This is a genomic window from Anabaena sp. TISTR 8404, assembly GCF_056847745.1.
In genome coordinates this window covers 6,338,937-6,350,823 of record NZ_CP180578.1, presented here as the reverse complement: position 1 = coordinate 6,350,823, position 11,887 = coordinate 6,338,937, and the positions used below count along the sequence as shown (strand labels likewise).

At 39.4% G+C, this 11,887-nt stretch carries 11 protein-coding genes; all 11 read right to left on the bottom strand.

Going from position 1 to position 11,887, the window contains the following annotated elements; genetic code table 11:
* Nucleotides 1-9: 9 nt before the first annotated feature.
* Nucleotides 10-933, bottom strand: a complete 924-nt coding sequence (locus ACMX3D_RS27435; protein ID WP_482748930.1) for a glycosyltransferase — start codon at nucleotides 931-933, stop codon at nucleotides 10-12.
* On the bottom strand, nucleotides 855-1,916 hold the full coding sequence (locus ACMX3D_RS27430; protein ID WP_482748929.1) for a glycosyltransferase family protein: 1,062 nt from the start codon (nucleotides 1,914-1,916) through the stop codon (nucleotides 855-857). The genes ACMX3D_RS27435 and ACMX3D_RS27430 overlap by 79 nt, the downstream gene beginning before the upstream one ends.
* Before the next feature lie 608 nt (nucleotides 1,917-2,524).
* The gene (gene hypB / locus ACMX3D_RS27425) at nucleotides 2,525-3,361 is read right to left on the bottom strand and encodes a hydrogenase nickel incorporation protein HypB (RefSeq protein WP_482748928.1); all 837 of its coding nucleotides are present in this window, start codon (nucleotides 3,359-3,361) and stop codon (nucleotides 2,525-2,527) included.
* Nucleotides 3,352-3,693: a hydrogenase maturation nickel metallochaperone HypA/HybF gene (locus ACMX3D_RS27420; RefSeq protein ID WP_482748927.1), complete on the bottom strand. Its 342-nt coding sequence runs from the start codon at nucleotides 3,691-3,693 to the stop codon at nucleotides 3,352-3,354. Before ACMX3D_RS27420 ends, hypB begins: the two co-directional genes overlap by 10 nt.
* A gap of 112 nt (nucleotides 3,694-3,805) precedes the next feature.
* Nucleotides 3,806-4,906 (bottom strand): hydrogenase expression/formation protein HypE, encoded by a 1,101-nt coding sequence (gene hypE, locus ACMX3D_RS27415; RefSeq protein WP_482748926.1) that lies wholly within the window; start codon nucleotides 4,904-4,906, stop codon nucleotides 3,806-3,808.
* A gap of 131 nt (nucleotides 4,907-5,037) precedes the next feature.
* Nucleotides 5,038-5,253 carry a tautomerase family protein gene (locus ACMX3D_RS27410; protein ID WP_015111665.1) on the bottom strand — a complete coding sequence of 72 codons (216 nt, stop codon included), beginning with the start codon at nucleotides 5,251-5,253 and terminating at the stop codon, nucleotides 5,038-5,040.
* Between the two features lie 65 nt (nucleotides 5,254-5,318).
* Nucleotides 5,319-6,470, bottom strand: coding sequence for a hydrogenase formation protein HypD (gene hypD / locus ACMX3D_RS27405; protein WP_482748925.1), 1,152 nt, complete (start codon nucleotides 6,468-6,470; stop codon nucleotides 5,319-5,321).
* Between the two features lie 54 nt (nucleotides 6,471-6,524).
* Nucleotides 6,525-6,770 (bottom strand): HypC/HybG/HupF family hydrogenase formation chaperone, encoded by a 246-nt coding sequence (locus ACMX3D_RS27400; RefSeq protein WP_482748924.1) that lies wholly within the window; start codon nucleotides 6,768-6,770, stop codon nucleotides 6,525-6,527.
* 40 nt (nucleotides 6,771-6,810) lie between these two features.
* The gene (locus ACMX3D_RS27395; protein WP_482748923.1) at nucleotides 6,811-9,261 is read right to left on the bottom strand and encodes a carbamoyltransferase HypF; all 2,451 of its coding nucleotides are present in this window, start codon (nucleotides 9,259-9,261) and stop codon (nucleotides 6,811-6,813) included.
* Nucleotides 9,251-10,444, bottom strand: a complete 1,194-nt coding sequence (locus ACMX3D_RS27390; protein WP_482748922.1) for an NHL repeat-containing protein — start codon at nucleotides 10,442-10,444, stop codon at nucleotides 9,251-9,253. The genes ACMX3D_RS27395 and ACMX3D_RS27390 overlap by 11 nt, the downstream gene beginning before the upstream one ends.
* Nucleotides 10,445-10,530: 86 nt before the next feature.
* On the bottom strand, nucleotides 10,531-11,877 hold the full coding sequence (locus ACMX3D_RS27385; protein WP_482748921.1) for a PQQ-dependent sugar dehydrogenase: 1,347 nt from the start codon (nucleotides 11,875-11,877) through the stop codon (nucleotides 10,531-10,533).
* Nucleotides 11,878-11,887 lie beyond the last annotated feature (10 nt).

Below are 11,887 nucleotides of genomic sequence, written 5' to 3'. Positions count from 1 at the left end.
TATTTTAGATTAAACAATGCTTATTTCTGATATATGAATTGAGGAAATTGGAGATAAAAATTGCTGATAAATATTGTGCCATTTCTCGCTTTCAATTACAGGTGTTAATTCCTGCAATACTTTTTGTTTTGCACCTTTACCTAACTGTTGTCGCAGTTGTGGATTGGTTGCTAGTTTTCTTAAGGCATTGGCTAAATCCTCACTATTACCCGGTTCTACAAGTAAACCGGCTGTTCCATCTGCGAGAATTTCCGCGATCGCATCTACTTTTGTACCGACAATGGCGCAACCTGCTAACATAGCTTCGAGCAGGGCATTAGGGCAACCATCATGTAGTGAAGGTATGGCGAAAATATCTATGTGTGGTAGATATGCTAGTGCTTTTTCTCGGCTGAGAATACCCGTAATATGTAAGCGATCGCCCAAACCACAATTGCGAATTTCTTGTTGCCAATATGCTTGCTCTCGCTCAATAAAATCACCAATTAGTAATAGTGTTATGTTTACTTCTTGACCTATTTCTGCACAGGCATCTAAAAGATATTCAATTCCTTTTTTATCTCGAAATCTTCCTGTAGAACCAATAATAATTCCTGATAAGTTTTGAATTAGAGGTGGTGTTGTGAATTGTGCAAAATCAATGGGTTGAATAGAGTTCCAAAAAGCTGAGGATTTGAATTGAATGCTAGGAGCGATCGCCACTGCTCTTTGTTGCAATTCTCGACTCACAAATGTTACCCATGCGGAGTTTTCTAATATCCAAACTGCCTGTCCATGAGTTTTAGGATTAAAAATATGTTTATGCAAATCGCTACCCCGGATACTATTAATTACCGGGATATTATTTTCCTTAGCTAATTCTCTGGAGTTAAATTGTCTGGATGAATAGCACTCAAGACTCCTAATTTTGCCAGTTGTTCTGCCCGAATCCATTGTTCTTGCGATGGTTTATTTCTGGGTACTACGACTGCTGGCTTACCGACTGAAAGAATTTCACAAGTTGTGTTGTAACCACCCATTGTGACTACGGCATCTGCGGCGGCAATATAGCTAATTAGATCGTCTGTAAATTCGCCCATCTGTACTTTTGGATATAACGCGGCTTTTTTGTGTAGTGCGGCTTGTTCTTCCAAGGGCATTTCAGGGCCACAAATAATTAAGCTACGTAGCTGATGAGATGTAGGGAATAATGCCAAACTCGATAAATAAGTATCGATTAATCTGTAACCATCTTCACCACCTCCAGGTGTAACTAGAATCAATTTTTCTTCTGGACTGACTTGCAACTCATTGAGGATCAGGTTTGGCGTTTTACGTCCTAGTTGTTTGCGGATGTAGCCACAAAACTGCACTTTACTGGCAACTTTTAGCGGTAGTTGATATTCCTGACAGATATCAAATATTTCTGGAGTACCGAGGACAAGCACGCGATCGTAAAATTTGTGGATGGCTTCGTAATAACCGTGCTTTTGCCATTCTTTAACTGTTACATCTGGATGGTCTAAGATATCGCGCAGTAGCAAAATTAAGGCTGTTTCTGGTAATTCTTTTCTGAGATATTCGATAGTTGTTTTTAATTCATCACGGATGCCGTAGGGTTTTTTATCTACTAGAAATACATCTGGTTTGAAATGGGCGATCGCTGATAAAATTAACTCTGACCTAAGTTGCACTGTTTCATCAACTGCCATACCAAGATATTTAGCAGATAACTCCCCCGATTTTCCTCGATTCAGGCAAGGTAACTTAATATAATCTAGTCTTTTCGGTAAACGAAAGCCATGCAGCATTGGAGAACCAGAAATGACTAAAATAGAAATTCCCTCAATTGAATCTAGTAAGTGAATACAGATTGCCAACATTCCTAAAATATTGCCAAGACCAAACCCATCGTGAGAATATACCATTAGTCTCATGGCTAAATATTCCTAGGAGAGGAATTTCCAGGCTGCATGAAAGCAAGTTTTTCTACCTTGTCATCAATAATATAACTAATATAGTTACAGGCTCTTATGACTAAACTTATATATCCCTTATTTGTAATAGATGCACACATATATAAATTTTCCTAAATAACTATTTCTTCAGCAATATATTTTTAATTATGAAAGCTTATCTAATCTTAAAATTAAAATTAATTAAAGTTTTAGAAATATAAAAAATGATATTTTTATTAGTTAAAATCTTTTTTATTACCTTCCTAAACACCAGTAATCAACAGATAGCCTCCCATGCTTGAAAGTCTATCATTTTACATTGCTAATCAGCAAGTTGAAGTAGACACTATTAGCCAGGAGGCAGTTCTCTGAAGTTTTCAGAATGTGAGTTTTATCACCCACGCAAAAAAAATACCAGAAAGGCTTGCAAATTCAAACTAACCCATCGGCAGATTTGTGCGGAATATTGACTATTCTTGGAGAAGGAAGATAATTATACAGTTTTGAGCAGTAGCAAGGTCAACAGTGATTAGATAAAGTTCTAGAAAGAACCTAAAAAATAGTTACTTTCTTCTACCCGCATAACTTCACATTGATAAACTCGTTACTTTTTCCGTCAGCCAATTGTACCAACTATCTAAACCCTCACCAGTCATTGCAGATACTTGAAAAACCTGAATGTGCGGGTTCACTTGTTTAGCATATTCAATACAACGTTCCACATCAAACTGCACATAGGGCAATAAATCAATCTTAGTAAGAATCATCATCTCACTAGCGCGGAACATATGGGGATATTTTATTGGCTTATCTTCTCCCTCCGTGACAGACAAAATTACAACTTTGAGGTGTTCTCCCAAATCAAATAAAGCAGGACAAACTAAATTACCTACATTCTCAATCATCACCAGTGAATTTATTGGCGGGTTGAGTTGTTGTAAGCCTCTTTCTATCATCGACGCATCTAAATGACAGCCTGTACCCGTGTTGATTTGGACAACTTTACAGCCTGTCTCTTTGATTTTTTGAGCATCGTTAGTTGTTTCTTGGTCGCCTTCAATTACACTAATTGGTAATTGCTGTTTTAAATCGTTAATAGTACGGGTTAATAATGTTGTTTTCCCTGCACCAGGAGAACTCATTAAATTTAAGGCAAGAATATTCCGACCTTTAAACCATCCACGGTTTTGGGCTGCTAATAAATTATTTTTTGCTAAGATATCTTGTTCTAAAGATATGGTTGTGCCGTGAATTTTGGCATGAATTTGTGATGCGTCATCATGATGGTGGGAATGGGTAATTACAGTCCCATCGGGTAAAGTATGGGTGTGGGTATGATGGTCATGGTGGTGATTAACTTCACCTGTTTCGAGATTTGTAATTTTGCCCTCAGCATCATCAGAACAACCGCAAGTTACACACATATTTCCTCTATCTCTATTTCTTTAATTTTGAGTTCTTCACCAGTTATTAAATCAAGTTGCACACTACCACAGGTGCAAACACCAAATGGTTTATCTATGGCAATTTCTGCACCACATTGGTGGCATTTTGCCAAGCCTGGTATTTCGATAATTTCTAATAGGGAATCTTCTAAAAGTGTACCTTTTGAGCAAATATCAAAACAAAATTTGATAGCATCAGGCATAATGGCTGAAAGTTTGCCAATTTCTAAGACTACTTTTTGCACTTTCATGCCTTTGGCGTGTTCGGTGACGATGGCTACTATATTTTGAGTTATTCCTAGTTCGTGCATACTAACAAATAATTTTTTGATCTCACGCAAAGGTGCAAAGAAGGGTGCAAGAATGTGTTCTTAACTAATGAAAGTCTTTATATTTAATTATTGTCAACCTTCTGCCTCCTATTTAACAAATTCTTGGTAATTGGTCACCTACTAACATATCTACGATACGTTCAGCACCAAAGGCTGTTTTGAGAAAGACAACGCCAGGAGGTGAGGCGATAACTTCACCAACTATACAAGCATCTTTGCCAGCAGGATGAGTTTTCATTACTGATAAAACTTTGTCGGCTTTATCTTGTTTTACTACTACTACTAATTTACCTTCGTTGGCTAAGTACAATGGGTCTAAACCTAAAATTTCGCAAACTCCTTTGACTTCTTCTCTAATAGGAATTGATTCTTCATACAGGCGAATTCCGACATTAGATGTCATGGCAAATTCATTTAATACTGTGGCTAAACCGCCGCGTGTTGCATCCCGCATGGCATGAATTTCGGGGCAACCGTTGAGGATGGTTTCTACTAAACTATGTAAGGGCTGACAATCACTTGTAATATCGCTTTCTAATGCTAATTCACCACGGGCAATTAAAATTGCAGTACCATGATTACCTAATTCACCATTAATAATAATGGCATCTCCCGGTTGAATATTGTGTGCTGAAATATTTACGCCTATGGGAATTACCCCAATACCAGCAGTATTAATAAATAATTTATCGACAGCACCACGATGAACTACTTTTGTGTCGCCTGTGACAATTTGCACGCCTGCATTTTTTGCTGCGGCTTGCATACTTGCGACTACACGGCGTAAGGTTTCTACAGGTAATCCTTCTTCTAAAATGACGCTACAGGTGAGATATAAAGGTTTTGCGCCGCTAACTGCTAAATCATTAATTGTGCCATTAATTGCTAATTCTCCAATATCACTACCAGGGAAAAATAACGGGTCTACTACATAAGAATCTGTGGTGAATGCGAGTCTATCTCCCTGTTGTAAAAGATTAGCTAAATTAAAGCTGGCTTGGTCTTCTAATTGAGAAAGTATAGGATTATCAAAGCTACGAACAAAGATATCATCAATTAAATCACGCATGGCTTTACCGCCACTACCATGTGCGAGAGTTATGTGAGTATCTCGAATTTTAGGTTGGCGACGGCGGACTTGTTCTATTTTTTGAAACAAAGGATTTTGTAGTTGGTTTGATGTTAAATCCATATAGACTTAATTAAAATAATTTATGATAAATAGGTAAACAGGTGACAGGAGATAGAGATAAAAAGTTGTTTATTAAAAAACTATTAATATCTCCTAATTCCTGAGTCCTGCCTCCTGTCTTCTAACTAGTTTTATCTGCCTGTTTCGTCGTGTCTACCACGATGTCTGTCGCAGTGTAAGATACCATTAACAGCCCAATTTTCACGTTCAAATTCATCAATGTGAATGGTTATCCACTCTGGTTTAGTATCTAAAGATGTGACTAGGGCGTTAGTAATGGCTTCAACTAGATGCCGTTTTTTTTCGATGGAATGACCACGGGCAATTTTGACTGTAACAAAAGGCATAAATTCCTACTCCAATCCTAAAATTTTTGTCTTGTAGAGTTCGGATTGCTCACTTTTATATTAGGTTATGAAGTTAGGGTTGCCGTTTGTTTTGCAGATAATTTTTTATGGTTAAAATTAGAGAAGCGTCCGTATTTGTAATAAGCTGCACAAGCGCCTTCCGAAGAAACCATGCAAGTACCTATGGGTGTTTCTGGTGTGCAAGCTGTACCAAATACTTTACACTCCCAAGGTTTTAAAACACCTTTGAGAATTTCCCCACATTTGCAAGCTTTATGATCTGCGACTTGCTGATTAGGAATGGTAAATTTTACTTCAGCATCAAATTGGCTATATTCAGTCCGAATTTTTAAGCCGGAATAGGGTAATTCACCTAAACCACGCCACTCAAAAGTTTCCCGCACTTCAAAAACTTCATTCATGGCTTTAAGTGCTATTTGATTCCCAGCTTTTTGCACGAGTCGGTTATATTGATTTTCGACTTCGCAACGATTTTCAACTAGTTGTTTTAATAGCATCCAAACTGACTGGAGAATATCTAATGGTTCAAAGCCAGAAACGACTATTGGCTTATGATATTGTTGGGCAATAAATTGATATGGGTCAGTACCAATTACAATGCTGACATGACCAGGGCCGACAAATCCATCTAGTTGCAAATCAGGGTTGTCTAGTAAGGCTTTGAGGGCAGGAATAACTAATACATGATTACAAAACATACTAAAGTTACGTATGTTTTCTGCGTCTGCTTGCAGGATGGTAAAAGCAGTGCTGGGGACTGTGGTTTCAAAGCCGAGGGCGAAGAAGACTACTTCTTTGTCGGGGTTATCTTTGGCGAGTTGCAAGCTATCTAAGGGCGAGTACACCATGCGGATATCTGCGCCTTTGGCTTTGGCTTGCAGTAGGCTGTCTTTGGAACCGGGAACACGCATGGTGTCGCCAAATGTGGCCAAAATAACGTTAGGATGTTGGGACATAGCGATCGCATCATCTAATCTCCCTCTTGGCATCACACAAACTGGACAACCAGGCCCGTGTATTAATTCAATATTATTCGGCAATATTTCTTCAATACCGTATTTAAAAATAGAGTGAGTATGCCCGCCGCATACTTCCATAATTTTGATATGTTTATTTAGCTGCTGGCTGATTTTTTCAATTTCTTTTCGTAAAGCTTCAGCCTTATCCGGTTCCCGAAATTCATCAACGTATTTCATAAAAAACTCTGCGTGACTTTGCGTTTACCTTTGCGCCCCTCTGCATTAAAAAAATTAACTCATAGCCGCAATTTCCTCTAATAGCTTTAAAGTCTCGGCCGCTTCTTCTTCATTAATTCTATTCATCGCAAAACCAACGTGAACTAATACCCAATCTCCCAAACAAGCTTCGGGTGGATGTTGTTCATCGACAATACAAGCAATGTTAACTTGACGTTTAACGCCAGCAACATTAACAATGGCTAATTTTTTTTGAGTATCGGTTATTTCAACAATTTGTCCGGGAATTCCTAAGCACATTTGTATTTTCCTTTTATAACGAACCACAGAGAGGAAGGGGTTAATAATTATTGATTAATTTAGCTGCGGTAATAATGGCTTGTCCTAGAGATAAACCGCCGTCGTTAGCAGGAACTAGGCTGTGAGTTAGTACGTTAATGCCAGATGTTTGTAAATGTTTACTAACTAACTGGAATAAAATAGAGTTTTGAAATACTCCTCCTGTTAAAACGACCTGATGAATTTGATATTCTTGACACAGATGATTAACCATCTTGACTACGATATCGGCTAAACTTTTGTGAAATTTAGCAGCTATAACTGGTTGAAGAATTCGTTGCTGCAAATCACTGAGTAATGCTGCCCACATTGGTGCTGAGTCTATACAATAGATATTATCGGAAAAGCTAAATTTAAAGGGATAAATTAGGTTTTCTTCATTATTATTTAAGATGTTAACATCGACGATCGCTTCTAAGGCGATCGCAGCTTGTCCTTCATAGCTACATTCTTCTGTGCAGATACCAATAGCGGCTGCTACAGCATCAAATAATCTGCCTACTGATGAGGCTAGAGGCGAGTTAATGCCTTTTTCTATAAGTTGATTGAGTAAATTTAATGGCTTTTTATGGAGAAAGTTTAATATTTCCAAATCAGTATATTGTTGTTGGCATTTATCCCAAAGGTTGGCTGATATTAAGTGGGCGTAGGTGTTACGCCAAGGTTGATAAATCGCTTGTTCACCACCAATCATAGGGACTGGTTTAAATGTCGCTAGTCGCTGAAATTTACAGTAATCAGCTAAGAGAAATTCTCCACCCCAAAGTGTACCATCTTCACCGTAACCCAAACCATCAAAAGCAATACCTAAAACTGGTGATGTATTTAAAGAAATACCATTTTCTGCCATACAAGCAGCGATGTGGGCGTGATGATGTTGAATTTCATACAGGGGAATTTGATTTGCAGAGGCGAGTTCTTTACCAAGTTTGCTAGAAAGATATTCAGGGTGTTTATCAATGGCGATCGCTTCTGGTTTATGCTCAAATAAATTCAAGTATAAATTCAGCGTATCGTGATAAGCATTAAACGCAGCCACATTTTCTAAATAACCTAAATGTTGCGATAAAATAGCCTCACCATCCCGCAACAAGCAAAAGGTATTTTTTAACTCACTACCCATTGCTAAAATTGGCGGTATTTTATCAAATCCTGGGGGTAAATTAATGGGTGCTGGTGAGTATCCTCTAGCACGACGAAGTATTTGGATTTTCTCACAAACAACCCGCACAACTGAATCATCGACTCGGTTAATAATATCCCGATTATGTAATATAAAATAATCAGCAATCTTGCCTAACTTTTCTCGCGCCTCATCATTATCAATACACTGCGGTTCATCTGAAATATTGCCACTTGTTAACACAATTGGTCGATTCATCCGCCGCAAAATTAAATTATGTAAAGGCGTATAAGGTAACATGAATCCCAGAGTATTTTGCCCTGGTGCAACTGATTCTGCGATAAAGTGCTGAGTGCTGAGTGCTGAGTGCTGAGTATTTTTAGAAAAGTGCTGAGTGCTGAGTACTGAGTGCTGAGTGTTTTTAAAAAAGTGCTGAGTATTATTATTATTTAGTAGTTTTTTCTGTAATAAAACAATTGGTGCGGCGGGGCTGGTTAATAGTTCTTTTTCTCTCGCATTAACAATACAATACTCTTCAATTACTGTTAAATCTCTTGCCATTAAAGCGAAGGGTTTATGATAGCGTTTCTTTCGCTGACGGAGTTTTTGCACAGCCGCTTTATTTGTCGCATCACAAGCTAAATGAAATCCACCTATACCTTTAATTGCTACAATTTCACCCTTTTGCAACAATGTACAAACTGCATCCACATCATCCATCATCGAAAACATAGAAGCAGTAACAGGTTTACCATCAGCACGTTCTAACCAAGCAGTGGGGCCGCAAGTATGGCAAGCTGTAGGTTGGGCGTGAAATCTGCGGTTTTCGACATTGTGGTATTCCTTTGCACATTCAGGACACATAACAAACGCAGACATACTGGTATTGCATCTGTCATAAGGAATGGCGCGAATAATACTCAGACGGGGGCCGCAATGAGTACAGTTAGTAAAAGGGTAACGGTAAAACCGACTAAAGGGGTCGAAGATTTCTTTTTGACATTGGGGACAAGTAGCCGCATCTGGAGTGATTTCGGTTTTGATTTTGTTGCTGACACTCTGCGAAATTACAAAATCATCAAAGTTACACTCTTCTATGCAAGGAGTTCTGATTAATTCTTGAATTTTTGCCAAAGGTGGACATTCTTGCTGTAACCTTGCAACAAACTCTGCCAAGGCTTCTTCACTCCCAGAGGCGCGAATTAATACACCTTGTCCGTCGTTACAAACGTCCCCTTGCAACCCGCAAGCTTTAGCCAGACGATAGACAGTCGGACGAAACCCCACCCCCTGAACAGTACCCCGAACTCTGATTTCTTCACTCGCCATAGTTAAACCGCCACAGCAAAATTCGGTTATTTCCAGAATCAGCAATTACCGCTGTTTTGCCACAAATTTTGACTCCATAAGCCCAATTCAAACTATCGCGCGTCGGGAGTCCATAATTGCGGTTTTCACTTTTGCTTTCAAAGCTGTTTTGTCCAATGATTGCAGAAGCGATCGCACCCTGCAATGATAATATTGACTCTGGCTGCTTCCATCCTAGCAACCGAGAATTAGCAGTATCTGCAACTACCAACCATTCCCCAGCCGCCGCCACTCCATAAGGCATACTTAAACTACTTGCACTCGGCCAATAAATTCCTTGATTCATTTCTACAGAATCGAAGCTTTTTTGTCCTAACACCACCGCACAAGGGGCATTATTTTCTGTTGGTATACCTTGCCAAATCATCACGCGATGATTACCAGCATCAGCGACAACTAAATTATCATTCCAAATAGCAATATCATGACACCAGCGCATACTCGCCGCCGTTGCAGAAGCACCGCCATTTTCATTACGAGAAATCATATCTGGTTGTCCCAGAACTAAATCGGCAGGTTGACCATTTTCTGTTGGCAACTCTCGCCAAATTAGCAACCTTCTATTACCTGTATCTGCAACAAATAGCTTTCCTTGATGATAGAAAATACCATAAGGCCAGTGCATTGTATTTGCATCTGCTTCCTGAGTACCGCGATTTGGTTCATTGTCAACAAAATTAGTTTGTCCTAATACCAAATCGGCTGGAACATTGCTATCTTGTGGTAAATTTTTCCAAATTAAAATTCTGTGATTCCAAGCATCAGCTACCGCTAAACCTTGACCACAAACACAAATCCCCGTAGGTACACTAACCGTTGTCCTACCTGGCGTACCTTTAGCATTTTGTCCTTCGTGATAAAAGTCTGGTTGTCCAATTACCCAGTCCGCTGGTTGGTTATCTACTGTAGGTAAATTTCGCCATCCTAATAAGCGATGATGTCCTGTATCTGATACCCACAATGACCCGGTTTCTGATACTAAACAAGCACCACGGGGGCCAAACATTGTAATTGAACTAGGTGCTATCGGTATAGCTAATTGTTGCGGTTCAATACTGTTACCTAAAATCACCTCTGCACCGTTAGGTGATAAAGGCAAATTTGGTAATTTTGCTACAGAATTATTAATATTAGGAATAGACATGAACCGCAGATAAACGCTAATTTTTATTTAAAATCATCGGCGTATATCGACGTGTATCGGCGGTTGCATTTTCAGAAATAATCCGCCTATTTTTGATTCCCTACATATTGAATACGATAAATGCGGTTATTAGCTTCTTCTGTTACTAACAAACTACCATCAGGTAAAACTAATAAACCAACAGGTCGCCCCCAAGTAGTTGGAATAGTTGGATCTAACAAAAATCCTGTGAGAAAATCTTCGTAATAACCTTGTGGTCGTCCTTTTGTATCAAAAGGGACAAATACAACTTTATAACCAGTACCGCGATCGCGGTTCCAAGAACCCCGAAAAGCTACAAAAGAGCCATTTTTATATTTTTCTGGAAAAGTATGACCGTCGTAAAATTGCACACCTAATGCTGCTGAATGGGCTTGAAATAGAACATCAGGAGTACGAGTCCGGGCTACTAAATCTGGGCGTTTACTTTTGCCATTCGTCTTTTGGCGGGGGTCAAGGTTATTTGGTGTCAAGTAAGCATAAGGCCAGCCATAGAATTCTCCCTGCTGAATTCGAGTTAAATAATCAGGAACCAAATCATCACCAATACCATCCCGTTCATTTACAGTGGTGTATAACTCCTTAGTCACCGGATGAAAATCCAAACCCACAGGATTTCGCAAACCGTAGGCGAAAGTCTGCTGTTCGGAACCATCCAAATTCATCACTTGCACTGAAGCCCTTGGTAAAGCTTCCTCATCTGCATTAGAACGAGAACCAACAGAAACATACAACTTTTTGCCATCTGGTGCAGCCACCACATTCCTTGTCCAATGTTGGTTGTAACCACCACCAGGAAGATCTGCAATTTTCTCTCCAGTCCCCAATAGTTCCTTTTGACCTTTGCTGTAGGGAAACCGTAAAACTGCATCGGTGTTACCCAAAAAGAAATAATTTCCAGCAAACGCCATCCCAAAGGGAATGTTTAAGCCGTTGTCTGCATTAGCAAATGTCTGACCGACATCAGCCACACCATCGCCATTACTATCTCGCAATAGGCGAATGCGGTTTTGTCGAGTTTCTGTCACCAGCACATCACCATTGGGAGTTAAAGCCAACCAACGCGGTGCTTCTAAACCTTCAGCAAAGATGTTTACCTTAAATCCTGGTGGTACGCGTAGCACTGGATTTTGGGGAATTGCTACTACTTCCGGTCGCTTCGAGGCACTTTTGGTAGCAAAAGGTGCTGGTAAATTTTGCAAGTTGATGCGAATTGGTTGTGACGAAAGCGGTTCAGTGCGAATGATATTTTTCGACTGTGTAGAATTCTGTGCTAACAGGGGCGCAGATGAAGATTCTTGCTTGATGGCATTATCGGAAAAAGCACGAGTTTGGTTACAGCCTGCTGTTACGAATAACAAAGCCAACCACAAGAAACGCCCAGAGAAGTTCATGGCAGTGTGA